The following is a 23,210-nucleotide window of genomic DNA, read 5'->3' on the forward strand; positions in this document are numbered from 1 at the left end:
GGCTGTTTTCGCCAATTCCTTAATAGTGGGTAAACGAAAAAGTTGCATCGCCGCAACAGGGGTGTGTCCAAAGCGTCCCATCCCGCCCATTGTGGCAATTAGGCGATTGCATCCGAACCGGTGCTGGATAATGTCGCGTCAGAAAGATCGCGGGGGCAAACGCTTCGGACTTTCGCAGAAGGGGATGGGGCAGGGAAGGCTGTCCTTCATAAACAAGGCCCAACCCTAACCTATAATTTGACTGGAGGTCAGAACATGAACATCAAGAGCCTTCTTCTCGGCTCCGCTGCGGCACTCGTCGCAGTCTCCGGCGCCCGCGCTGCGGACGTCATCGTGCCCGTCGCCGCCGAGCCTGCCGACTACGTTCGCGTCTGCGACGTCTACGGCGCCGGCTTCTACTACATTCCGGGCACCGAGACCTGCCTGTCGATCGGCGGTTATGTGCGTTTCCAGTACAACGTCGCTGGCGGCATCGAGGATGACTTCGGCAACGACTACCTTCGCAACTCCGAGGGCGACAACTATCAGGCCGGCTCCGTCGTCCGCGTTCGCCTGAACTTCGACGCTCGCGAAGAGACCGAGCTGGGCACCCTGCGCGCTTTCGCTCGCGTCCAGGCTCAGAACGCCTTCGGTGCCTACAGCAACGACGCCAACTACCGCATGGACTTGGGCTACATCCAGCTCGGTGGCCTCACCATGGGTTACTTGGACACCCTCTGGACCGAGGGCGACGGCCTGCTGACGGACACGGACCTGCCGGTCGGTGACTATCAGACCAACCGCGTCTCCTACACCTACGCGGCAAATGGCTTCACGGCTGCTCTGTCGCTCGAAGACGACGGCACGGGTGATTTCGCTCCGGACGTTGTCGGTCGCCTGGCCTATGCCGGTGGCTGGGGCTCGATCTACCTCGCCGGTTCATACGACGAGCAGGTCCTGGGTGGTCTGGTCACCCCGGCTTCCTTCACCGCGGGTTCGGGCTTCGTCATCAACGGTGCGGGCGTGATCGTTCCTGCCTCGGCAACGTTTGTCAACGGTATCGATCCGAGCACAGCCGGTGACGGCGCGTTCGCTCTGAAGGGTGGTCTGTCCCTCAAGGACCTGATCGTGGCCGACTCCGAGCTGAAGGTCGAGGGTAGCTATGCCTTCGACCCGTCGAGCTACTCGACGATCGGCCTGTTCTCGAACGCTCGTACCCTCGGCACCCAGATCGACCTCCTGACGGGCACCCTGCCGGTCGAGTGGCAGGTCGGTGCCGGTTACAAGCAGTCGTTCGGCAAGCTCGGCGTCGCGGTCTCCGGTGTCTACGGCGAGACCTTCGACACGTACGGCTACACGACGGCAACCGCTTTCACGAATCGCGGCAACGGCGAGTACTACAAGCTGGTCGGTAACGTCGAGTACGAGATCACCAAGAATTTCGACATGCTGGCGGAAATCTCTTACGCCAACATCGACTTCAGCGGCCAGAACGGCTTTGTCGACAACTCGATCGATCAGACGGCGGGCTTCCTCCGCTTCGTCCGTTCTTTCTAAGAGTCGCTACACAGTCTGGAGAGCCCGGTGTTCGCGCCGGGCTCTTTTTCATTTGTGACGGCGAAAAAACGGACTTCTCCCCCGTCCCGGGCCCTGCCGTCCCGTTCGCCGGCAACGATTGTCGCGGCGCCGCGCCGGCTAGCGAATACCGACCTTGGCAATAGGAGCCTATCGATTGCGCTGAACGGGATCGTTCAGCTAGGTGCGGCGCGCGGTTCGATGCGGCAGGCGAGGGAAAGGCAGCCGCGTTTTTTAGGCGGCGCTGCGCTAGGCCGGGGTGACAGGCGGTTGCGGATGAGGGGTCGAAGGCCGACGCCGCCGCCGCCGGAGTGGCAATAAACGTCAACACGCATGCCGCCGACGCGAAGCCGGACGACCTCACCTGGATCAAGGGAATCGGGCCGACGGTGGAGCGGCTGCTGTTTGAGCGAGGCATCTTCCGCGTTCACCAGATTGCGGCTCTCGGCGATGACGAGATCCGGGTCATTGAGCGGACGGTCGGCTTGGCCGGCCGGATCGCGCGAGAAGCCAGGATCACACCGGCGCGCGCGCTGTAGCAACACCGGGAGGCGGACTAATCGCAGCCCGGCTCTCGCTCGTTTGCAGCGAGGCGGCGGGTGTCAACCGGCCCGCCCGAACCGCAGATCCCGTTCGACGTCGACGCTCGCGCCGAGCCTCATCTTGTAGACCTGATAGTTCTCGATGATGCGCTGGACGTAGTTTCGCGTTTCGGTGAAGGGAATGCGCTCGACCCAGTCGATCACCTCGTCCAAGGACTTGCCGCGCGGATCGCCAAAGCGCTCGATCCACTCGCGCGCCCGGCGTGGTCCGGCATTGTACGCAACGAAGGTCAGGACATAGGAGCCGCCGAAATCGGCGATCTGTTCGCCAAGGAAACGGGCGCCGAGCGTGGCGTTGTAGCCCGGGTCGCTGGTCAGGCGCTCGGAAGAATAGGGCAAGCCGGCCTTGCGCGCGATGCTTTTCGCCGTCCCGGGCATCAATTGCAGCAAGCCGAGCGCGCCGGCTGGCGACCGCGCCTTGGGATTGAACGCGCTCTCCTGGCGGGCGATGGCGTAGGCCAAGGCCTTGCCGGCGGAGGAGATGTTGGCGCTCGCCGGGATGACGCCGATCGGAAAGGCCAGCGCCGGCGCGTCGACGCCGCGCCAATTGGCGAGTTTGCCGACTTGGAGAGCCAGGGCGTGGTCGCCGCGTCGTTCGGCCATGACTGACAGCAGCGCGAGTTCGCCGGGGCTCTCGAGTTCACGGGCCAGCGCGCGATAGAGGCTGTCTGTCCGCCAGTCCGATCCGATCTGCTCGAGCCGTTGGATGGCGCGCACCGCGCGGCGCTGCTCGAAGCGACGGCGATCGGCGTCACTCGGCCGCGGGAAGGCGATCGCGTCCGGTGGCCGCCCGAGCCGGGCGGCGGCGAGCTGGCCGTAATAGGTGGAGCCGTAGCGTGCGGCCGCGGCGTAGTGGTTCGCCGCGTTACCTCCAGCGCCCGCCTCGGCGGCGCGACCCAGCCAGTAGTAGCCGCGTGACAGCGACAGCGGCTTGTTCGACAGTTGAATGATGTCGGCGAAATGCCGGGATGCCGTGCGCGGATCGTTCAGGAACCGCAGCGCGATCCAGCCGGCGTGGAATTCGGCCTCGACCGCCCCGGTGGCGCTCTCGGCGGAGTGGGTGCTGGCCACCCGATAGGCGAGTTTCGGCTGGCCCAGATCAAGGAGATCGCGGGCGACGATGCGCCGCTCGTTCCACCAGGCATCCGGATCGACCAGAGAGGCAGGATCGCGCGGCGCTCCCACCAGAAGATCGGCCGCTTCGTTGATCTTGCCTTTCTTGCGGTTGTGTTCGACCAGCGCGAAGCGATAGCCCGGATCGGCGCGCTGGGCATTCGGAACCGCGGCAAGCAGCTTGCCCGCGTTCCCGTCCCCGCGGATCGCCGCGGCGCGGGCGGCATAGAGTTCCTTGGTGCCGGCAAGGCCCGCGACACGTCCCGCATCACTGACGCGGTCGCCATAGAGCAGCTTGTCCATGCGATATTTGTGATCGGCCCGCGACAGCAAAGTCTGGAAGTCGGCCAGCAGCGCACGCTCGATGTCCTTGTCGAGCCGCTCCTCGCGCCAGATCTTCGCGATCAGGCTCTTGGCGCGCCCGACTTCGCCGACCGCGAGATAGGCTCGGGCCAAAGCCATGGCGCCTTCGGGGCTCTCCGGCTGACCACCGGCGAAAGCGCGGATGACGTCGTCAGCCGGTGGCCGCTCGCGGAAGAGCGCCTTTTCGCTGTTGATTCGAAGCGTGATCATGCCGGGCCAATCGGCTAGATCGGTCGCGGTGCGGGCGATCTCGACCGCGGGGACGTCCTTGCCGCCCTGAAGGGCGATTGCCCAGGCCAGTATGTCCCTGTCGAGGGATCCCGGCATCATCCCCTCGCGAATCGCCCGTGCCTTGACCGGATCGCGGTCGGACAGCGCCTGGAGTCCGTCCTTGAGTTCGCCCTGCATTGGCCGAACGGAAGCCACCCGCGGCATCGCCGCGATCGAAGCAGTAAAGGCGCCGGCGGTAACGGGAAGCGCCGGCGCGGCCGCCGGCCGCAGAACCGGATTTGGCATCGGCGCACGAACGGCCCCGCCGAAGCGCGCGGGATCGATGGCGATCCCGGCGGTCCGTTCCACGGGGCGCAGGGTCGGCTTGGGACCCAGCAGCGGCAGGATCGTTTCGTCGGCGAAGCCCGAGACCGGCAGCATTGAGACGGCCAGTACGCTGATCAAAAATCGTCGGGTGGAAAGCTTTGCCGTCATGGCCAACCTTTTGGAGTCCTCGGCGCCCGTCGTCGGCGCCCGATCCGGTTCCGGCCGCGCTTCGCACGGCCGGATTGGTTTGCAAATCTCTCACGGACACGATTAAAGCGCGGTTACCGGGCGAGGTCGAGACGGTCTTGCGGCGCGCTCTCCGGCTCGGCTTGTTTCACTGTCAACGCTTCAATATGGTGCCGCGTTTCTAGCACCGCACTGGGGCCGGATTGCGGTCGCTCGCTTTCGACCGCTGGTCCGCACCGAGCGGGGGACCGAGCCGAGGCCATGCCAGCGCCGCGGAAAATTGTGGGAGTGACGGAAAGAATGTTCAAGGGTTCGATGCCGGCGCTGATCACGCCTTTCGCCGCGGACGGATCGCTCGACGAAGCGGAATTCCGCGCTTTCGTCGACTGGCAGATCGCGGAAGGCTCGAACGGCCTCGTGCCGGTTGGCACCACCGGGGAGAGCCCGACGCTGAGCCACGACGAACACAAGCGTGTGGTCGAGATCTGCGTCGAGGTGACGGACCACCGGGTTCCGGTCATCGCCGGAGCGGGGTCGAACAACACCGCCGAATCGATCGACCTGGCGAAATTCGCCGAACAGGCCGGCGCCGATGGCCTGCTGGTCGTCACGCCCTATTACAACAAGCCTAACCAGAAGGGGCTCTACGCGCATTTTTCGGCTGTGGCCGAGGCGGTGTCCCTGCCGATCCTCATCTACAACATTCCGGGCCGTTCGGTCATCGATATGACGCCGGAAACGATGGGTCGTCTGGCGGCGGACTATCCCAACATCGTCGGGGTCAAGGACGCCACGGCAAAGGTCGATCGCGTCTCCGAGCAGCGCATCACCTGCGGCGCGGATTTCATCCAGCTCTCGGGCGAGGATTCAACCGCGCTCGGCTTCAACGCTCATGGAGGGCACGGCTGCATTTCGGTGACGGCCAATGTCGCGCCGCGCCTGTGCTCCGATTTCCAGGCGGCGTGCCAAGCGGGCGACTACGTCGCCGCGCTTGCCTTGCAGGACAGGCTGATGCCGCTGCACAAGGCGCTCTTCCTCGAGCCGAATCCGACGGGCGTGAAATATGCGCTGTCGAAGCTCGGCAAGGTCGGCAACCGGCTGCGCTCGCCGCTGGTGCCGGTGGATCGCGAAACCGAGGAAGCCATCGATGCCGCGCTTCGTCATGCCGGGCTGTTGAACTGAATTTTCCGCCGTCCGTCGCGCCGTGGCGTTGCCGTGACTATATCGGCCGTGTGAGGGGCGCGCGCATCGGGCGCGCGCGAGGTGGTTGATGGCCAAGAAGAAAAAGACGACGGGCTCGAATGTCGCGGCGGAAAACCGCAAGGCCCGCTACAATTACGAGATCCTGGATACGCTCGAGGCCGGCCTGGCGCTGACCGGTACGGAAGTGAAGGCGCTGCGCGCCGGCAGGGCGTCGATCGCCGAGTCCTATGCCACCGAAGAAGGCGGCGAATTGTGGCTGATCAACTCCAACCTGCCGGAATATCTCCAGGCCAACCGCTTCAATCACGAGCCGAAACGGCGCCGCAAGGTGCTGGTGCATCGCGCCGAGCTCAACCGGCTCGCCGGGGCGGTGCAAAAAGATGGCATGACGCTCGTGCCGCTACGGATCTACTTCAACGACCGCGGGGTGGCCAAGCTTCAACTCGCTGTCGCCAAGGGCAAGAATGCGCCGGACAAGCGCCAGACCATCAAGGAGCGCGACTGGAACCGGCAAAAGCAACGGATATTGAAGGAAGGGTAGGGCGATCCGCCCATGGCCGATTTCGCGCAACTCCCCGATGGTTTGACCCCGCCCATTGACGACGGGACGGCGGACCATCTTCTCGACCTGACGCGGCCGTCGGTGCCGCTTGAAGCGACCGACGGCCGGAGGGTCGATCTGTCGGCGATCGGCGGTCGCATCGTTCTCTATGTCTATCCGATGACGGGCAAGCCCGGCGTCGACCTGCCGCAAGGTTGGAACGAGATGCCCGGCGCCCGAGGCTGTACGCCGCAGAGCTGCGCGTTCCGGGACCATTTCGCCGAATTGCGCGCCCTCGGCGTCGATGCCGTGTTCGGGCTGTCGTCGCAATCGCCCGCCGATCAGCGGGAAGCCGCCGAGCGTCTGCATCTGCCGTTCGCGCTGTTGTCGGACGAGCAGGGCGCGTTTCGCGACGCGCTGAAGCTTCCGGCCTTCGAACTCGGCGGGCGCGCCTACCTCAAGCGGACCACGCTGATCATCGACGACGGGCGAATTGCAAAGGTCTTCTATCCGGTGTTTCCGCCCGACCGGAACGCTGCGGACGTGATCGCCTATCTTGCCGTCGGACGCTGACAGTCACAGACGAACAGATGCGATCCCTGGATAGTCATCGATCGTCCAGATAGTTCTGCACCCTTTGGAACACGGCGACGAACATGTCCGCGGTCAGGCGGCGCGTATTGGTATTGTAGCGCGAGCAGTGATAGCTCGAAAACAGCCGGATCCCGCCGATCTGGTGCTCGCCGCCATGGCGGAATGGAGCGTCAGCCAGCCGGGTGCCGAGTGCGCGGACGGTCGAGTCATGCGCGATCTTGCCGAGCGTCACGATGGCGCGAAGATCGGGAAAGTCGGCGATGGTCGCGGTCAGGAACGGGCGACAATGGTTGATCTCCGCGCCCACCGGCTTGTTCTGGGGCGGGACGCAGCGGACCGCGTTGGTGATCGCCGTCGCGAACAGCTCGAGCCCGTCGTCGGGGCGGGCGGCGAACCGGTCGTTGGCGAAGCCGAAGCGTGACAGGGTCGCGTAGAGGAGGTCGCCTGCATAGTCGCCGGTAAACGGGCGCCCGGTGCGGTTGGCGCCGCGCATCCCTGGCGCCAGTCCGGTCACGAGCAGGCGAACGGACCTAGCGCCGGACGCGGGCAGGAACGTTTTCACCGGCGCGTTGTGCCAGGAGGGCTCGCGCGCGCGCAATTCGTGGCGGAAGGCGACCAGCCGCGGGCAGACCGGACAGTCGCGCGCGGGGTCCGATGGAAGGGTGGGCATCGCGGCGGGCTCGACTGGCAGGCTCAATAGTCCTCGTTGGACGCGTCGGCTTCATCGATCTCGGTGCGACGGGCCATCCGGCTTTCACGCTCGGCCGGGTTGCGGCCGATTTCGGCCCGAAGGCTCGCCAGATCGATGAAATGGTCGGCCTGCCGGCGCAGATCGTCGGAAATCATCGGCGGGGACGTGGTCAGGCTCGATACCACCGAAACCTTGCGGCCCTTGCGCTGCAGCGCCTCGACCAGGGAGCGGAAATCGCCGTCGCCGGAGAACAACACGAAGTGATCGACCGTATCGGCCAGCTCCATGGCATCGATCGCAAGCTCGATGTCCATATTGCCCTTGACCTTGCGCCGTCCGGCCGCATCGGTGAACTCCTTGGCGGCTTTGGTGACCACCCGGTAGCCATTATAGTCGAGCCAGTCGATGAGCGGCCGGATCGACGAATATTCGCTGTCTTCGATGAGCGCGGTATAATAATAAGCGCGCAGGAGATAGCCGCGCTTCTGGAAGCTGACCAGCATCTTCTTGTAATCGATATCGAAGCCGAGGCTTCTGGAAGCGGCGTAAAGATTGGCGCCGTCGATGAGGAGGGCGATTTTTTCACGTTGGTCAAACATCGGCAATGCAGCTTTCGGTAGCGCTCAAATCGGTGATGGCAAAATCGTCGGGCCGTCTTGGCGAGAAGGCGCGATCGACGGTTATCGAGGCGGATGGCAAATTCCGCGTGACCATAATCGGCGCGCCTTGGCTGCACAACGGGCATTGTCAGATTCGGAAAACCGCGACCGCGCTGCCACAAGCCCTTGTCCTGCGACGGCAAACGGTCTATGCGAACCGCTTAATCTCATCGAATTCGTACAGCCAGGAGACAGGCATGGCCCGCGTCACCGTAGAGGATTGCGTCGATAAGGTCGAGAACCGCTTCGAATTGGTTCTGCTCGCCAGCCACCGGGCGCGCCAGATCTCGCAGGGGCAATCGATCACCATCGATCGCGACAACGACAAGAATCCGGTGGTCGCGCTGCGCGAGATCGCCGAGGAGACCTTGTCGCCCGGCGATCTCAAGGAAGATCTGATTCATTCGCTGCAAAAGCATGTCGAGGTGGACGAGCCGGAGCCGGCACCGGCGCCGGAGCCGCGCGGTATTGCCGGGCAGCCGGTGGCAGCGCAGACCACCGGCGCGCAGGAGGGCGACGATCAGGTCTCCTTCGATCACATGTCGGAAGAAGAGCTTCTTGCCGGGATCGAGGGGCTCGTGCCGCCGGAGCGGACCGACGATTATTGAGTTTTGTTTGCGCCGCACTTTCGGCGGAGCCTGTAACAGTCCTATATTGAAGGACGCCTCCCTGATCGGGGAGGCGTCCTTTTCTCGTTCAGGATCGTCGCCGTAACATATGATGCGACAATACGAACTCGTCGAGAAGGTTGCGGCCTACAAGCCCGATCTCGATGAAGCGCTCCTTAACCGGGCCTATGTCTACGCCATGCAGAAGCATGGCGCGCAGACGCGTGCCAGCGGGGATCCCTATTTCTCGCATCCGCTCGAGGTCGCCGCGATCCTGACCGAGATGCATCTCGATGAGGCGACGGTCGCGGTCGCGCTCCTGCACGATACGATCGAGGATACGGACGCCACCCGCAAGGAAATCGATCAGCTGTTCGGGCCGAAGATCGGCCAACTGGTCGAGGGGCTGACCAAGCTGAAACGGCTCGACCTCGTGTCGAAAAAGGCGGCGCAGGCGGAGAACCTGCGCAAGCTGCTGCTCGCCATCGCCGACGATATCCGCGTCCTGCTCGTCAAGCTTGCCGACCGTCTGCACAACATGCGCACGCTCGGCCACATGGCGGCGGACAAGCGCGCCCGGATCGCCCAGGAGACGATGGACATCTATGCCCCGCTGGCCGGGCGCATGGGCATGCAGGACATGCGCGAGGAACTGGAGAACCTCGCGTTCAAACACGTCAATCTCGAAGCTTACGAGACCATCACCGCGCGGCTGGCTGAATTGCGGGATCGGCACGCCGAGCGTATCGCCAGCATCGAACGGGATCTGACCGCGCGCCTGAAGGACAGCGGCATCGAGGCGACCGTCACCGGCCGGCAGAAAAAGCCCTATTCGGTATTCTCGAAGATGCAGCGAAAGGCGTTGTCGCTGGAGCAGCTCTCCGACATTTTCGGCTTTCGCGTCGTGGTCGGCAGCGAAGAGGATTGCTACCGCACGCTCGGTATCGTGCACCGGACCTGGCCGATGGTCCCCGGACGGTTCAAGGACTACATCTCGACGCCGAAGCAGAACGACTACCGTTCGATCCACACCACCATCGTCGGGCCGTCGCGCCAACGTGTCGAGCTGCAGATCCGCACGTCCCTGATGCACGAGATCGCCGAATTCGGCGTCGCGGCGCACTCGATCTACAAGGATCTTGGCGAGGACGCCGACGCCAAGGTGCATCTGTCGAAGGATTCCAACGCCTATGGCTGGCTGCGCCGGACGATCCAGTTGCTTGCCGAGGGCGATAACCCGGAGGAGTTCCTGGAGCACACCAAGCTCGAACTCTTCCAGGACCAGGTCTTTTGCTTTACCCCGAAGGGGCGGCTGATCGCTCTGCCGCGCGGCGCGACGCCCATCGACTTTGCCTATGCGGTCCATACCGACGTAGGCGATACCTGCGTCGGCTGTAAGATCGACGGGCGGATCATGCCGGTGGTCACCGAGCTTGCCAATGGCGACGAGGTCGAGATCATCCGGGCCAAGGGGGCGACACCGCCGCAGGCCTGGGAGAATGTCGCGGTCACCGGCAAGGCGCGCTCGGCGATCCGGCGGGCGGCCCGTCTCTCGATTCGCCGGCAATATTCGGGGCTCGGCCAGCAGATCCTCGAGCGGACCTTTGCGCGGTCCGGCAAAACGTTTACCCGCGACATCCTGAAGCCGCTGCTGGGCAAGCTCGGACAGCGCGAGATCGAGGATGCGCTCGCCGCGGTCGGCCGGGGCGAGTTGAACTCCTCCGACGTCCTCAAGACTGCGTTCCCGGACTATCAGGACAGCCGGGTAACACGGCGCTCGCCGCGGCGGGAAGAGGAGGGCTGGTTCAACCTCAGAACCGCCGCCGGCATGATCTTCCGGGTGCCGGGCCGCTCGAAGTCGAAGCAGAAGAAGGACCGGAACGCCATTCCGATCCGCGGCGCGGGCGACGACATGCCGGTGCATTTCGGGCCGGACGGCGCGGTGCCGGGCGACCGGATCGTCGGCATCATCGAGCCCGGCAAGGGCATCACCATCTATCCGATCCAGTCGCCGGCCCTGATGGACTATGACGACCAGCTGGACCGCTGGGTCGATGTCAGATGGGACATCGACGAGGCGCTGAACGAACGCTTTCCCGCCCGGATCATGATCTCGGCGATCAACGAGCCGGGCTCACTCGCCGAGATCGCCGAAACGGTCGCGGCCAATGACGCCAACATCCACAATCTGTCGATGGTCACGACGGCGCCCGATTTTACCAAAATGGTGATCGAGCTTGAGGTGTGGGACCTCAATCATCTCAACCAGACGTTGAATCAGCTTCGTAGCAAGCCGTGCGTCTCGGAGGTCGTGCGGGTCAACGGTTGACGCCGGCGTGGTCTCCCCTGCGGTTGGAAAGGCCACAGGACGGCGCATCCTGCCACGCCGCGCTACGTGGCGCCGTAATAGACCTCGATCGGGATGCGATGGTCCTCGACCGAGCGGACCCCCGGGGTATTTTCGGCCAGGACGCGCGAGGCTTCCTGTTCTTCCTCGGTTCGGTACCGGCCCCAGAAGGCGACGGTTCCGTCGGTGACGGTAACGTCCCAGGCGCCGACAGAGGCCCAGGGCTCCCGGCGCAATTTCTCCAGAATTTCCTCGCGTATGCCGCTGTCGCCGGCCGCTGAGGCGGCGAGCTGGCGGTCCCGTGCTGTCGCCAGTGCCCGGATCAAATTGGCGCGGCTGACGATTCCGACGAGCTTGTCCCCGCGGACGACCGGAACCCGCTTTATGCGCCGTTTTTCCAAAAGATTGGCAATGTCCGCCAGCGGGGTGTCTTCGTCGACTGTGACCACGTTCCTCGTCATCACCGCTTCGACGTGTCTGGCATGCGCCTTGGTGTAGTCGGCGGCGGTGGTCGCCGACTCGGTGAAGATGTTTAGCCACCAGGAGCGCGGGCGGGCGGCGGTGCCGAGCTCTTCGCGTCGCATGAGATCACCCTCGCTGACGATGCCGACCAATTTGTCGCCGTCAACCACGGGAAGGGCACTCACGCCATGGTCGGTCAGTAGGGCCGCGACATTGCGAACCGTATCATCAGGTGCCACGGTGAAGACCTTGGCGGTCATCACGTCCTTCGCCGTCAGCATTGGCAGGTTCTCCATCCTTCTCGCGATCCACCGCGCTCTCACCGCCCCGTGGACGCGGGGTCGATTCGCCTGCAAAGCGCGTTGGGACGGACGAAAGCACGGTCAATATAGCGACCTGCACCGGCCCTGGAGTTGTCCTGGATCAAACCCGGCGCCGCTCATGCGTTGCTTCGGTTTCGGCGGCGAGCGGCCCGCGGCTAGGCGAGTCTCATTTGCGCAGCCAGCCACCGTTAACGGAACCAAACCGGCTTCATCGAACTTAACGCAACATGTCTGGAACACGGGCGCGTGAAGACATCTCGCTGTCTTCGCTGCCGCCCCAGGAAGGAAATACCGTTGTCATGAACAGCATCATCTATCTGGTCGGGTTGATCGTGGTGGTCCTCGTCATCCTCTCCCTCCTCGGACTTGCATAAGGAATCTCACTATGACCTCCGACATCAACAAGCCGTCGCTGCCCGGCAGGGCGGAAGACGACAAAAGACGCGCGGCGAACGCGATCGATCGTGAAACGCAATCCGCCCAGAATGAGGCGACGAAGACCGGCCAGCGTATCCGCGACGAAGCGTCCGGCCTCGCCGAAAAGGCCAGGGAGCGGGCCGGCGAGGGCGCGGATCAGGGCAAGGAAGCTGTTGCCGGAAGTATGGAAGATTTTGCCGCCGCCGTGCGCAAGGCCTCCGACGAGCTCGGGGACCGCGATCAGTCGATGGCCGCGAATGTCGTTCGTGAGGTCGCCTCCGGTCTGGAGGACGCGTCACGCTCCCTGCATGGGCGCAGCGTTCAGGATTTGACCCGCTCGGTCGCCGGTTTCGCCCGTCGTCAGCCGACGGCTTTTCTGGTTGGCGCTGCCTTGGCCGGTGTCGCATTGGGACGATTTGCCCGGGCGTCCAGCGAACACGAGCATGAAGACGATCGCGACTCCTACGACAGGACCGCGGTCGGGCGGCCAGCGCCCACTGCGGTGCGGCCGACTAGCACGGCGGGCGTGCCTCCGTCACCGTCCACCCCCGCATCGTCCGTCGGTGCCTCGGGCGTGACGGCACCGTCTTCGGCCGGCGTTTCTTCCAGCACCGCGCCGCTCGGCGGCACGCAGGCCCGGACGCCGTCCGGCACCACATCCACCAACACCAGCGGAGGCAACTATGGCCGTTGAACCCAGAGATAGCCGGTCGGTGCCCGAGCTGTTGTCCGATTTGCTGCGGGAAACGACCGAGCTGTTCAAGACCGAGGGCGAACTCATTCGCTCCGAGATATCCGACAAGATCACCCAGCTGGAAGTCGGCGGTGGCTCGATCGCGGCGGGGGCGATCTGCCTGCTCGTGGCGCTCTTTGTCCTCGCCCAAGCCCTTATCGTCGCGCTCGGATCATTCATGGGCGATGCCTGGGCGGCGCTGCTCGTTGGCGTGGTCATCGCCGGCATCGGAGTCGCGCTGCTGTTCAAAGGCCGGAGCGACCTCAGCCCCAGCAATCTTTCGCCCGACCGCACAGCCCGTCAGCTGCGCAAGGACGGCCAGCTCGTGAAGGAGCAGACCCGATGAGCAACGATACCGATCGACTGGAACATGAAGCCGAAAGCCATCGCTCGCGGGTGGACTCGACCCTTGATGAATTGCGCGACCGGTTTTCGGTCGGACAGATCGTCGACGAGGTGTCGAGCTACCTTAAGGAAGGGCAGGGGTCCGACATGGCCCGGAACCTGGGGCGTCAGGTGCGTGACAATCCGCTCGCGCTCGGCCTGATCGGCGCCGGCATCGCCTGGCTGTTTACCGGTGACAGCGCACGCGCCGAGGGCCGTCACTTGAAAGGCCGCTACGATCAATGGCGCGATGACCGGGAATATGATGAGCGCTTCGACGGGGTTTTTCCGGTCGGCTCGGAGCCGGTCGGCGACTATCGTTCGGGCGCATCGGATTCGTCGGCGCTGGGGACGTCATCGGGCTCACCCCGGCCAAGTCCTTATCCGGTGACCGGGGGCGCGTCCCGCCCGCCCGTCGGAGGCGCCGACTCCAGCACCTCCAGCGGTCCCGGTATGACGGGCAAGGCCAAAGCAGCTGCATCCAGCGCCGGGGCGAGCGTCTCCGATGCCGCCACCCGCGCGGGTTCGTCCATCTCAGGTGCCGCCGGATCGGCGCGCGATACGGCTGCGCGTCTCGGCCACGATGCTTCGGATGCCGCCTGGCGGGCCGAGGAAGCCGCGGCGCGTGCCGCTCGCGGGGCAGGGCGTGGCGTCTACCGCGCCGGGCGTAGCGCGCGGCGCACCTTCCTCGACACGCTCTACGAGGAGCCGCTGATCATGGGCGGCGTCGCGCTCGCCTTGGGGGCGGCCGTGGGAGCCGCGCTCCCCTCGACGCGCCGTGAGGATGAGCTGATGGGCTCTGCCCGCGACAAAATGCGTGACGAGGCCTATGCCTATGGCCAGGATGCGGTCGAGCGGGCCGGGCATGTCGCGGAGAAGGCCTATGAGGCGGCCAGCGAGGAAGCCGACAAGAAGGGCTTGATGCCGAAAGGCGGCGCTGGCGGTGAAACCTTGGCGGAGAAGGCCTCGGATGTCGCCAGTGCCGCGGCCGGCGCGGCCAAGAGCGAGGCAAAGAAGGAAGGCCTGTCCTGACCGCTGTCTCAGGCGGCCTAGACGGCCGCTGATGTCTATGCCGGCCACGTCTTGCGGCGTGGCCGGTCGCGCATTGGGCATAGGTTCGCCGGCCCATGGCGGCTGTTGGCGCTTTGTCTCCCAAGCTATAGAATCGGGAGCTAGTCCGACTGGAACACGCTGGATCCGCCATGCCACAGGATGCCGAAGCCACAGCCGATGGGGCCGTTCCCGACCGTGCCTTGAGCGCGGTTTTCCAACGTCAGCGTCAGGCGTCCCGGCGGGAAGCGACACCGGATCTGGAGGCGCGGCGCGACGCGTTGGATCGTCTGCGCGGCATGGTGACGGACAACCGGTCCGCCATCGCGGAAGCGATTTCGCAGGATTTCGGCAATCGGTCGCGCGATGAAACCGACCTGCTCGAGGTCGTTCCCACGCTGGGTGCCATTCGCTATGCCCGACGCAAGCTCGGGGGCTGGATGAAGCCGCAGCGCCGGCATGTCGATCTGGCGTTTCAACCGGCTCGCGCTTGGGTGCAGCATGAGCCGCTCGGTGTCGTAGGTATCATCGCGCCGTGGAACTATCCGCTGCTGCTTGCCTTGTCGCCGCTCGTCGAGGCGCTGGCGGCGGGCAATCGCGTCATGGTGAAGCCGTCGGAGCTTGCGCCGCGCTTCGCCGACCTGCTGCAGCGCCTTGTCGCCGAACGTTTCGACCCCGAGCAAGTCGCCGTGGTGACCGGCGGTGTCGAGGCGGCGCAGCGCTTTTCCAGCCTGCCATTCGATCACCTCCTGTTCACCGGCTCCACTGCCGTCGGACGCAAGGTCATGCAGGCGGCGGCGGAAAACCTGACGCCGGTGACGCTCGAACTCGGCGGCAAGTCGCCCGCGATCGTTTGCCCAGACTATCCGCTCGAAAAGGCCGCGAGCAGTATCGCCTTCGGCAAGTTCCTCAATGCCGGACAAACCTGCATCGCCCCCGACTACGCGCTCGTCCCGGCCGACAAGATTGCTGCCTTTGCCGAGGCCGTCATGGCGTCGGCGCACCGCGCTTATCCGGCGATCGCGGGCAATGACGACTATTCCGCGATCATCGGCGACCGGCATTACCAACGGCTTCGCGATGCCGTTGAGACAGTCCGCTCCGAGGGCGCCACCGTGCTGTCGCACGAGGACAGCGGCGCAGATTCCGGCCGCAAGATGGGTCCCACCGTCGTCTTCGGGGCGGCGCCGGAGAGCCTGCTGATGACGGAGGAAATCTTCGGCCCTGTCTTGCCGATCCTCGGCTACGACAGCCTGGACGACGCCATCCGCCACGTCGCGGCACGGGACCGCCCATTGGCGCTCTATTGTTTCAGCGACGACAAGGCCGACCAGGCCAAGGTGCTCGACGGAACCATGTCGGGCGGGGTGACCCTCAACGGCACGTTGCTGCATGTCGCCCAGGAAAGCCTGCCCTTCGGGGGTGTCGGGATGAGCGGGATGGGCGCCTATCACGGCTTTGACGGATTTCGCCGCCTGAGCCACGCCCGCTCGGTCTATAAGGTCGGCGCGTTCAATGTCTTTGAGCGCCTTGGCCCACCTTGGGGAAAACGTGCCAGGATGGCTTCGTGGCTGTTGAGCCGGCGCTGACGTTCCAACATTCTGATTCGCGCGATGGCACTCGGGTTTCTGTAGGGTAAGGACCCGCGTCTGCTCGCGTCGAGATTTTCAATCTGTCGCAGCTTTGATCAGGTCTCACCGCAAATCCCGGATTCGCCCCATGCGCCTGTTCTTCACTCCCGATCAGCTTGGCCATAGGCCGACCCAGTACGGCGTTCACGGGCGGCTGGTGCGCCCGCTCGAGAACCCTGAACGCGGTGAGACGCTGATCGCGTCGTTGCGCACGCTCGGTATGGAGGCGAAGGCGCCGGGTGATTGCGGTCTCGATCCGGTGCTTGCCGTTCATGCGGATCACTATGTGAGATTCTTAGAAGGCGCCTTCGAGCGATTTCAGGCGCTGCCGAATGCCGGACCGGAAGTTCTGCCCAACGTGCATCCTTATTTCTCGGGCGCCACCCGGCTGGGAGCCCGGCCGGCGCCCAAGACGACCGGCATCCTCGGACAGACCGGCTGGTATATCGGCGATCTGTCCTGCGCGATGACGGCGCGAAGCTTTGACGCGGCGCTGGCCTCGGCGACGAGCGCGGTCGGCGCCGCCCGGGCGGTCGTCGAGGGGGCGTCCGCCGCCTATGCGCTGTGCCGCCCGCCCGGCCACCACGCCTATCCGGACCGGGCGAACGGCTTCTGCTTCTTCAACAACGCGGCGATCGCCGCGCAGGAATTGCGGCAACGCTACGCCAAAGTCGCGATCCTCGACTTCGACACCCATCACGGCGACGGCACCCAGGCGATCTTCTACGCCCGCGACGATGTCTTCGTCGGCTCCGTCCACACCGACCCGTCGGCCTATTATCCGCATTTCTTCGGCTACGCGGACGAACGCGGTGAGGGCCCGGGCGAGGGCTTCAACCTGAACCTGCCGCTGCCGTTCGGCGCTAACGACGCCGCCTTTATCGGGGCGGTCGAGCGCATGGCCGAGGCGGCGGACCGGTTCGGGGCTGAGGCCCTGGTGATCTCCGCCGGTTGGGATGCCCATCGCGACGATCCGCTGTCGAAGCTGGATGTCTCGAGCGACGCCTACCCGGCGATCGGCTCCATCCTCGGTCGCCTGAAACTGCCCTCGGTGATCGTCCAGGAGGGGGGCTATTCGCTCGCGGCCGTGGCCGAGGCGGCGCCGGCCTTCGTGGCGGCGTTTGCAGCGGCGTGACCGATCGCGACAGGCGGTAGGCGGACCCGCGGCGCAGGCATCGATGAAGCCCTGCCGCTGCGCTATGGTCTTGCGTAGTTGTTTACCGTCTTTCCAGGTTCTCCTTGGCAACTGGCCGCGCAGCCCCAAGAATTCACCGCCTTGAAACCGCGGCCGCGCATAACGGGCCCGAGAACGTTGCGCGATCTTGTTCCGCGTGGCGCGGCAGGAGGGCTGGACCGTTGGACGCCAGAGCACCGCAGACGGACAACACGATCTTCGTCGATCTCGATGGAACGCTGATCCGCAGCGATCTGCTTTGGGAAACCCTGTTTCTGACGCTGCGCCAGAGGCCGCATACCCTCCACCGCCTGCCGCGCTGGTTGGCCGCAGGCAAGGCGCGTCTGAAGGCCGAACTTGCCGCCGTGGAGTTCGATGCGGCACTGCTTCCCTATCGTGAAGATGTCGTCGCGCAGCTTCGCCAGGCGCGGGCGGATGGCCGGCGTATCGTCTTGGCGACCGGCGCGAATGAAAAGCTCGCCCATGCGGTCGCCACCCATCTGGGGGTGTTCGATGCGGTCATGGCCTCCGACGATACGGTCAATCTGACGGCGGAACGCAAGCTCGACCGTATTATCAGCGACTGCGGCGAGGGCCGCTTCGACTATCTCGGCAATTCCCACGAGGATATCTGCCTGCTCGACAAGGCGGATGAGGCCACGGTGGTCGTGCCCGATCGGGCCGCCGATCGCTGGCAGAAGCGCAGCGGCGCGCGTCGCATCGACGAAGACGGCGGCTGGCTGAGGCCAGCCATCAAGGCGCTACGTCCGCATCAGTGGATGAAGAACCTTTTGATCTTCGTGCCGATGGTCCTGTCGCAGGAATTGTTCAATCTGCAGATGCTGGCCGGGGCCATGCTGGCCTTCGTCAGCTTCTCGCTCGCGGCGTCGGCCGTCTACATCGGTAACGACCTCGTGGATCTCGCCGCCGACCGCAAGCACAAGTCCAAGCGGCACCGGCCATTCGCCAGCGGGGCGCTGGCGATCCCCACCGGACTGAAGCTTGCGGCAGGGCTGTTGGCCACCTCGCTGGCGATCGCCTGGATTTTACCAGAGCACCTTCTCGCGGTCCTTGGCCTCTATCTGGTGACGACGACCGCCTATTCGCTGTTCATCAAGCGCATGTTGCTGATCGATGTTCTGGTGCTGGCGGGCCTTTACACCATGCGCATCATTGCCGGGTCGGAAGCCTCGGGCGTCGAGACATCGTTCTGGCTCCTGGCCTTTTCCCTGTTCTTCTTCCTGTCGCTCGCTCTGGTGAAGCGCTTCACCGAACTTCAGGATTTCGGCACCGGTGCGCACCGTTCCAAGACCGGCCGCGGCTATGTCGATGCCGATCTGGAAACGCTGGCTCAGGCCGGACTCGCTTCCGGATTTGCCGCCGTTCTGGTTCTGGCGCTCTATGTGGACAGCGCGGAAGTCCGTCAGCAATTCACCGAACCCTATCTGGCCTGGGCGCTCTGTCCGTTGGTTCTTTACATCATCGTACGGATATGGATCCTCGCCCGCCGCGACGAGATGCATGAGGACCCGGTCGTCTTCATTCTGCGGGATTGGCGCAGCCAGTTGATGATCGGGCTCGGCGCGGTCATGTTCCTGGCCGCCGCCTATGTCTGATGTCGCTTACGAAAGCTGGGGCAGGTTGCGATCGGCCAAACGTCCTGCCGTCGAGGCCGTTCGATTGCCGGGTGTGCCGGCCCGCGGCGATGGCGGGGGCTTTCTGCCATTCGGCAACGGACGCTCCTATGGTGACAGCTGTCATAACGATCGCGGGACGCTGATCGACAGCCGCCCGACGAGCCGTATCCGTTCCTTCGACCCGATCGCCGGCCTGCTGACGGCCGATGCCGGGGTGCTGCTGTGCGACATCACCCGGCATGTGGCGCCGCAAGGCTGGTTCCTGCCGGTGACGCCGGGAACGCAGTTCGTCACTCTCGGCGGCGCCATCGCCAATGACATCCACGGCAAGAACCATCATCGCCGGGGCACATTCGGCCAATGGGTGGAGGGCTTCGATCTCGATCGCTCGGACGACGGCCGCATCGTGTGCAGCAAGACCAGCAACCTGCGTCTGTTCGCCGCGACCGTCTCTGGCATGGGGCTAACCGGCCTGATCCGGCGGGCGACGATCCGGCTGCTCAAGGTTCCCTCGCTTTCGATCGTCCAGACGACGACGCGCTTCGACCGGCTCGACGACTATTTCGAGATCGCAGAGGAGGCGGATAAACGGCACGAATACGCCGTCGCCTGGATCGATTCGCTCGCCGGCGGCGCCTCGCTTGGCCGGGGCCATTTGATCGCCGGCGACCACGCGGCGGAGGGCGATATGAGCGGGGTCGCTCGCGGACCGTTGGCGGGCATCCCGTTCACGCCGCCGTTCAGTCCGCTTCGGGGGCTGGCGCTGCGAACCTTCAACGAAGCCTATTTCCGCAAGGCCGGGAAGGGGACGACCGAGCAGATCGTGCCGTTCGACCAGTTCTTCTATCCGCTTGATCGGATCGGCGGGTGGAACCGTCTTTACGGTCCGGCGGGGCTGCATCAGCACCAGAGCGTCGTGCCGCCGGATAACGGCCGGGATGCCGTCCGTGCGTTGATCGAATGCGCCGGCCGCCACGATCATGGCTCGTTCCTTACGGTGCTCAAGCGCTTTGGCGAGCAGGTCAGTCCTGGTCTGACGAGCTTTCCCCGCGCGGGTTACACGCTGACTCTCGACTTTCCCCATCGCGGCGAGAGAACGCTGCGCCTGTTGGCGGAGCTCGACCGGATCACCGTCGATGCCGGCGGCGCCGTCAATCCCTACAAGGACGCGCGCATGTCGCCGGAAACCTTCGCGGCGGGCTTTCCCCGCTGGCGCGAACTCGAAGCGCTCCGCGATCCGGCGATGGTTTCGGACTTCTGGAGGCGGTCTGCCCTAAGGGACGGCTGACCGCTCAACCAAAATATAAAATTATAAATACAGTATCAATCGAAAATTTACCGTAAAATTCGCGAATTCCCGCAAAATACGCGCGAATTCTGCCGGTTTAACCCATATCTCACAGATTTATACTACCTATCCATATAGCGGCGGCGTTGAAGACGTGGCTCATTCCGATAAGGCGGCATCGATGGCGAAGTTTCTTCCCTTTATCCTGTTTACGGTGTTCACCAATGCCGCGGCGCAGGTGATGCTGAAATACGGCATGATCCAGCTCGGCCCCCTGTCGTTCGCCGGCGTCAATCCGATTGTCAAGATCCTGCAGATCGTCTTCAGTCCCTGGGTCTTCCTCGGCCTCTTGACCTTCGTCATATCGATGGCCTCGCATCTCTTCGTCCTGTCGAAGGTCGAGCTGTCCTACGCCTATCCATTCCTGTCGCTCGCTTATGTCGCAGTCGCGGTCTTCGCCTATTTCATCTTCCGCGAGGATCTCAACGCCATGCGCGTTGGCGGCATCGCCTTGATCTGCCTCGGCACGGTGTTCATCGCCCAGGGCGGTTCCAAGATCCATGGCGAGGACGATGTCGCCGCACTGTCCACAGACTCCGCACAAGAGGTTTCCCGATGAAGCATATCCTGTTCGGCGGCGACGGTTTCGTCGGCCGCCACCTGGCCGAAAAGCTCGTGCAGGACGGCGAAGAGGTCGTCGTCGCCGACATCAGCAAGAGCGATCTAGCGCACTATCGCAGCTGCACCTTCGTTTCGACCGACGTAACCGACCCGAACGCCGTCCGGCGCGTGCCGATCGGCCCCGACGACATGGTCTATAATCTGTCGGCCAAGATGCTGTCGCCGATCATGCCGCGGGCCAAGCGCTACGACTTTTTCTATCCGGTGAACTTCTTCGGCACCAAGCACATCATCGAGGCCATGCACGCCGTCGGCGCGCCGAACCTGGTGCATTTTACCACCGACATGATCTACGGCCACACGGTCACCCACCCGATGACCGAGGAGCATCCGGTCGCCCCGCTCGGCGAATACGGCCAGTCGAAGCTCGATACCGAGTATCTGGCGGCCGAATGGCGCGAGCGCGGCATGAACATCACGCTGTTCCGCCCGCGGCTGATCATCGGGCCGGGCCGGCTCGGCATTCTGGAAAAGCTGTTCAAGCTGATCGACGGCAACCTGCCGGTGCCGATGATCGGATCGGGGAAGAATCCCTATCAGTTCATCTCGGTGTTCGACTGCGCCGAAGCGGCGCGGCTCGCCTGGAAGGCCGGTGTGCCGAACGAGGCCTATAATCTGGGTTCCCTCAACCCACCGCCGGTGCGGCGCCTGCTCGGCGATCTGGTCAAGCACGCCGGTTCGAGGTCCATCCTCGTGCCCACCCCGGGCTTTGCGGTCAAGCGGACGCTCGACCTGCTCGACCTGTTGAACGTGCCGTTGATGGATCCGGAACAGTATCTCATCGCCGACGAGCTCTGCGTCCTCGACGTGTCGAAGGGCGAGCGCGATCTCGGCTGGGTTCCGCGGTACCGTGACGAGGACATGCTCATCGCCGCCTATTCGGAATACCGGGCCAAGTCCAAGGACCACCGGACCGCTTCTACCGCTTTCACCCAAGCCGCCGAATAAGAACCAGGAGAGCCGATATGCTCGATCGCCCCACGGTCACCGCTCCCGCGCTCGATGAGCCTTTTCGGCGCGGACCGGCCAAACCCGATCTCATGACCGTCGAGGAGGCCAAGGCGCTCGACGTGCAGACGATGGCCGATCTCTTCAAGGATCACATCAATCCAGGCCAGTTCCATTTCATGAAACTGCTCGGCTTCAACAAGGTGAAGGTCGAGAGCGCCGAGGGGATGTATTACATCGACCAGAACGGCCGGAAGATCCTCGATTTCTTCGGCGGTTTCGGCTCGCTCGCCTTCGGTCACAACCATCCGCGCATTCTGGCGGCGCGGCAGCGTTTCCAGGACGAGAAGCGCCACGAGATCGCGATCGCCTTTCTCTCCCAATACGCTGCGGCGCTCGCCAAGAACCTCGCTGCCTGTTCGCCCGGCGACCTCGACATGGTGTTCCTCGGCTCGTCCGGATCGGAAGCGATGGAGGCGGCGGTCAAGGTCGCCGAGCGCGCCTCGGGCCGCAAGAATTGCAAGATCGTCCATGCCGAGAATTCCTTCCACGGCAAGACCAAGGGCGTTCTCTCGCTGACGGATTCGCCGCTCTACCAGGGTGAGTTCAAGCTGGTCGGCAACACCTACAAGGTCCCGTTCGGCGACCTCGAGGCGCTGACCAACGCCATTCGCAGCGATCCCGACATCGGCGTCGTCGTGCTGGAAACGGTGCAGGGCGGCGGCGGCATCATCGGCGCCCCGACCGCCTATTGGCAGGGTGTGCGAGCGCTGTGCGACAAGCACAACGTCTTGTGGGTCGCCGACGAAGTGCAGTGCGGCTACGGGCGCACCGGCCGGTTCTACGCCTTCGAGCATCACGGCGTCGTCCCGGACGTCACGGCCCTTGCCAAGTCGCTCGGCGCCGGCAAGGCGGCGGTCGGCGCGATGATCGCCAGGCGTGAGGTCTACATGAAGGCCTATGGCTCGCCGAAGACGGCGATGATCCATGCCCAAGCCACCTTTGGCGGCATCGGCGAAGCCTGCATCACCGCGATCGAGGGCCTCAACGTCCTCTACGACGACGATCTGATCGGCAACGCCGACGAGGTCGGGGCGCATCTGCTGGCCCGCCTCAAGGAGATCAAGTCGCGTTACCCCTCGATCATCAAGGATGTGCGCGGCCAGGGGCTGATGGTCGGCCTGGAGTTCCATGATTTCTCGCGCACATTGCCGTTGGCGCTGCGCCCGATGGTGGCGATCCTCGACGAAAAGCTCAAAGGCTCGCTGTCCGGCTTCATCGGAGCGTTGCTCCTACGCGACTACGACGTGCTGGTCGCCTTCACCGAGTACAACCGCAACGTCATCCGGCTGGAGCCGCCGCTGATCTGCGGCGAGGAGCATGTCGACCAGTTCTGCGACGCGCTCGACGCGCTGCTGGCGCGCGGTATCGTCTCGATCGTCAAGGATTTCGTCAAGTCGCAGATGAATTGACCGACCGATGCC

At 64.4% G+C, this 23,210-nt stretch carries 22 protein-coding genes; 18 read left to right on the forward strand and 4 right to left on the reverse strand.

The annotated features are described in order from the left end of the window. The first annotated feature begins 255 nt into the window (after nt 1-255). On the forward strand, nt 256-1,536 hold the full coding sequence (locus ING15_RS11270; RefSeq protein WP_206454901.1) for a porin: 1,281 nt from the start codon (nt 256-258) through the stop codon (nt 1,534-1,536). 329 nt (nt 1,537-1,865) lie between these two features. Continuing rightward, complete coding sequence (locus tag ING15_RS11275; protein WP_206454902.1) at nt 1,866-2,093, forward strand: hypothetical protein; 228 nt, start codon at nt 1,866-1,868, stop codon at nt 2,091-2,093. A gap of 63 nt (nt 2,094-2,156) precedes the next feature. Here the strand turns inward: ING15_RS11275 and ING15_RS11280 are convergent, their stop codons facing one another. Further along, the gene (locus ING15_RS11280) at nt 2,157-4,337 is read right to left on the reverse strand and encodes a lytic transglycosylase domain-containing protein (RefSeq protein ID WP_206454903.1); all 2,181 of its coding nucleotides are present in this window, start codon (nt 4,335-4,337) and stop codon (nt 2,157-2,159) included. A gap of 318 nt (nt 4,338-4,655) precedes the next feature. Here ING15_RS11280 and dapA point away from each other — a divergent pair, with 318 nt between their 5' ends. The 3 genes from dapA (at nt 4,656) to ING15_RS11295 (ending at nt 6,672) form a co-directional block, all read left to right on the forward strand. Further along, the gene (gene dapA / locus ING15_RS11285; RefSeq protein WP_206454904.1) at nt 4,656-5,537 is read left to right on the forward strand and encodes a 4-hydroxy-tetrahydrodipicolinate synthase; all 882 of its coding nucleotides are present in this window, start codon (nt 4,656-4,658) and stop codon (nt 5,535-5,537) included. 88 nt (nt 5,538-5,625) lie between these two features. Next, complete coding sequence (gene smpB / locus ING15_RS11290; protein ID WP_206454905.1) at nt 5,626-6,099, forward strand: SsrA-binding protein SmpB; 474 nt, start codon at nt 5,626-5,628, stop codon at nt 6,097-6,099. A gap of 12 nt (nt 6,100-6,111) precedes the next feature. Then, on the forward strand, nt 6,112-6,672 hold the full coding sequence (locus ING15_RS11295) for a peroxiredoxin (protein WP_206454906.1): 561 nt from the start codon (nt 6,112-6,114) through the stop codon (nt 6,670-6,672). Between the two features lie 34 nt (nt 6,673-6,706). On the opposite strand, the gene ING15_RS11300 is transcribed toward ING15_RS11295, so the two are convergent. Together ING15_RS11300 and ING15_RS11305 are read right to left on the reverse strand one after the other, a co-directional pair. Beyond that, nucleotides 6,707-7,363 (reverse strand): uracil-DNA glycosylase, encoded by a 657-nt coding sequence (locus tag ING15_RS11300; RefSeq protein ID WP_206454907.1) that lies wholly within the window; start codon nt 7,361-7,363, stop codon nt 6,707-6,709. A gap of 23 nt (nt 7,364-7,386) precedes the next feature. Beyond that, nucleotides 7,387-7,983 carry a LabA-like NYN domain-containing protein gene (locus tag ING15_RS11305; RefSeq protein ID WP_206454908.1) on the reverse strand — a complete coding sequence of 199 codons (597 nt, stop codon included), beginning with the start codon at nt 7,981-7,983 and terminating at the stop codon, nt 7,387-7,389. 257 nt (nt 7,984-8,240) lie between these two features. Between ING15_RS11305 and rpoZ the strand changes: the two genes are divergently transcribed. Next, nucleotides 8,241-8,651, forward strand: coding sequence for a DNA-directed RNA polymerase subunit omega (rpoZ, locus tag ING15_RS11310; protein ID WP_206454909.1), 411 nt, complete (start codon nt 8,241-8,243; stop codon nt 8,649-8,651). A 109-nt stretch (nt 8,652-8,760) separates the two neighbouring features. Then, nucleotides 8,761-10,980: a RelA/SpoT family protein gene (locus ING15_RS11315; RefSeq protein ID WP_206454910.1), complete on the forward strand. Its 2,220-nt coding sequence runs from the start codon at nt 8,761-8,763 to the stop codon at nt 10,978-10,980. Between the two features lie 62 nt (nt 10,981-11,042). Here ING15_RS11315 and ING15_RS11320 read toward each other — a convergent pair whose 3' ends face one another. Then, entirely contained in the window at nt 11,043-11,741 is a 699-nt protein-coding gene (locus ING15_RS11320; protein ID WP_232845701.1) for a CBS domain-containing protein, read from the reverse strand. A 269-nt stretch (nt 11,742-12,010) separates the two neighbouring features. On the opposite strand from ING15_RS11320, the gene ING15_RS11325 reads away from it, so the two are divergent. The 11 genes from ING15_RS11325 to ING15_RS11375 all read left to right on the forward strand — a co-directional run bounded on the left by ING15_RS11325 (nt 12,011) and on the right by ING15_RS11375 (nt 23,198). Continuing rightward, the gene (locus ING15_RS11325; RefSeq protein ID WP_206454911.1) at nt 12,011-12,157 is read left to right on the forward strand and encodes a hypothetical protein; all 147 of its coding nucleotides are present in this window, start codon (nt 12,011-12,013) and stop codon (nt 12,155-12,157) included. Between the two features lie 11 nt (nt 12,158-12,168). Further along, nucleotides 12,169-12,894: a hypothetical protein gene (locus ING15_RS11330; RefSeq protein ID WP_206454912.1), complete on the forward strand. Its 726-nt coding sequence runs from the start codon at nt 12,169-12,171 to the stop codon at nt 12,892-12,894. Further along, a complete protein-coding gene (locus ING15_RS11335) occupies nt 12,884-13,279 on the forward strand; it encodes a phage holin family protein (protein WP_206454913.1) in 396 nt (131 codons plus the stop codon). Before ING15_RS11330 ends, ING15_RS11335 begins: the two co-directional genes overlap by 11 nt. Next, nucleotides 13,276-14,349, forward strand: a complete 1,074-nt coding sequence (locus ING15_RS11340) for a DUF3618 domain-containing protein (RefSeq protein ID WP_206454914.1) — start codon at nt 13,276-13,278, stop codon at nt 14,347-14,349. The genes ING15_RS11335 and ING15_RS11340 overlap by 4 nt, the downstream gene beginning before the upstream one ends. A gap of 170 nt (nt 14,350-14,519) precedes the next feature. After that, nucleotides 14,520-15,956, forward strand: coding sequence for a coniferyl aldehyde dehydrogenase (locus ING15_RS11345; RefSeq protein ID WP_206454915.1), 1,437 nt, complete (start codon nt 14,520-14,522; stop codon nt 15,954-15,956). A gap of 130 nt (nt 15,957-16,086) precedes the next feature. Next, entirely contained in the window at nt 16,087-17,133 is a 1,047-nt protein-coding gene (locus ING15_RS11350; protein WP_206454916.1) for a histone deacetylase family protein, read from the forward strand. Between the two features lie 221 nt (nt 17,134-17,354). Then, nucleotides 17,355-18,788, forward strand: coding sequence for a UbiA family prenyltransferase (locus tag ING15_RS11355; RefSeq protein WP_206454917.1), 1,434 nt, complete (start codon nt 17,355-17,357; stop codon nt 18,786-18,788). After that, on the forward strand, nt 18,781-20,097 hold the full coding sequence (locus ING15_RS11360; protein ID WP_206454918.1) for an FAD-binding oxidoreductase: 1,317 nt from the start codon (nt 18,781-18,783) through the stop codon (nt 20,095-20,097). The genes ING15_RS11355 and ING15_RS11360 overlap by 8 nt, the downstream gene beginning before the upstream one ends. 181 nt (nt 20,098-20,278) lie before the next feature. Continuing rightward, nucleotides 20,279-20,716: an EamA family transporter gene (locus ING15_RS11365; RefSeq protein ID WP_206454919.1), complete on the forward strand. Its 438-nt coding sequence runs from the start codon at nt 20,279-20,281 to the stop codon at nt 20,714-20,716. After that, entirely contained in the window at nt 20,713-21,726 is a 1,014-nt protein-coding gene (locus ING15_RS11370; RefSeq protein WP_206454920.1) for an NAD-dependent epimerase/dehydratase family protein, read from the forward strand. The genes ING15_RS11365 and ING15_RS11370 overlap by 4 nt, the downstream gene beginning before the upstream one ends. A gap of 17 nt (nt 21,727-21,743) precedes the next feature. Beyond that, the gene (locus ING15_RS11375; protein ID WP_206454921.1) at nt 21,744-23,198 is read left to right on the forward strand and encodes an aspartate aminotransferase family protein; all 1,455 of its coding nucleotides are present in this window, start codon (nt 21,744-21,746) and stop codon (nt 23,196-23,198) included. Nucleotides 23,199-23,210: the final 12 nt, after the last annotated feature.

The organism is Aurantimonas marina, from assembly GCF_017183135.1.
GTDB classification, from domain to species: Bacteria; Pseudomonadota; Alphaproteobacteria; order Rhizobiales; family Rhizobiaceae; genus Aurantimonas; species Aurantimonas marina.

Excerpts from the sequence above, each read along its gene's own strand:
- ING15_RS11270 (WP_206454901.1), top strand. The coding sequence starts at position 256 with ATGAACATCAAGAGCCTTCTTCTCGGCTCCGCTGCGGCACTCGTCGCA.
- ING15_RS11280 (WP_206454903.1), bottom strand. The coding sequence starts at position 4,337 with ATGACGGCAAAGCTTTCCACCCGACGATTTTTGATCAGCGTACTGGCC.
- dapA (WP_206454904.1), top strand. The coding sequence starts at position 4,656 with ATGTTCAAGGGTTCGATGCCGGCGCTGATCACGCCTTTCGCCGCGGAC.
- smpB (WP_206454905.1), top strand. The coding sequence starts at position 5,626 with ATGGCCAAGAAGAAAAAGACGACGGGCTCGAATGTCGCGGCGGAAAAC.
- ING15_RS11295 (WP_206454906.1), top strand. The coding sequence starts at position 6,112 with ATGGCCGATTTCGCGCAACTCCCCGATGGTTTGACCCCGCCCATTGAC.
- ING15_RS11300 (WP_206454907.1), bottom strand. The coding sequence starts at position 7,363 with ATGCCCACCCTTCCATCGGACCCCGCGCGCGACTGTCCGGTCTGCCCG.
- ING15_RS11305 (WP_206454908.1), bottom strand. The coding sequence starts at position 7,983 with ATGTTTGACCAACGTGAAAAAATCGCCCTCCTCATCGACGGCGCCAAT.
- rpoZ (WP_206454909.1), top strand. The coding sequence starts at position 8,241 with ATGGCCCGCGTCACCGTAGAGGATTGCGTCGATAAGGTCGAGAACCGC.
- ING15_RS11315 (WP_206454910.1), top strand. The coding sequence starts at position 8,761 with ATGATGCGACAATACGAACTCGTCGAGAAGGTTGCGGCCTACAAGCCC.
- ING15_RS11320 (WP_232845701.1), bottom strand. The coding sequence starts at position 11,741 with ATGCTGACGGCGAAGGACGTGATGACCGCCAAGGTCTTCACCGTGGCA.
- ING15_RS11325 (WP_206454911.1), top strand. The coding sequence starts at position 12,011 with ATGTCTGGAACACGGGCGCGTGAAGACATCTCGCTGTCTTCGCTGCCG.
- ING15_RS11330 (WP_206454912.1), top strand. The coding sequence starts at position 12,169 with ATGACCTCCGACATCAACAAGCCGTCGCTGCCCGGCAGGGCGGAAGAC.
- ING15_RS11335 (WP_206454913.1), top strand. The coding sequence starts at position 12,884 with ATGGCCGTTGAACCCAGAGATAGCCGGTCGGTGCCCGAGCTGTTGTCC.
- ING15_RS11340 (WP_206454914.1), top strand. The coding sequence starts at position 13,276 with ATGAGCAACGATACCGATCGACTGGAACATGAAGCCGAAAGCCATCGC.
- ING15_RS11345 (WP_206454915.1), top strand. The coding sequence starts at position 14,520 with ATGCCACAGGATGCCGAAGCCACAGCCGATGGGGCCGTTCCCGACCGT.
- ING15_RS11350 (WP_206454916.1), top strand. The coding sequence starts at position 16,087 with ATGCGCCTGTTCTTCACTCCCGATCAGCTTGGCCATAGGCCGACCCAG.
- ING15_RS11360 (WP_206454918.1), top strand. The coding sequence starts at position 18,781 with ATGTCTGATGTCGCTTACGAAAGCTGGGGCAGGTTGCGATCGGCCAAA.
- ING15_RS11365 (WP_206454919.1), top strand. The coding sequence starts at position 20,279 with ATGGCGAAGTTTCTTCCCTTTATCCTGTTTACGGTGTTCACCAATGCC.
- ING15_RS11370 (WP_206454920.1), top strand. The coding sequence starts at position 20,713 with ATGAAGCATATCCTGTTCGGCGGCGACGGTTTCGTCGGCCGCCACCTG.
- ING15_RS11375 (WP_206454921.1), top strand. The coding sequence starts at position 21,744 with ATGCTCGATCGCCCCACGGTCACCGCTCCCGCGCTCGATGAGCCTTTT.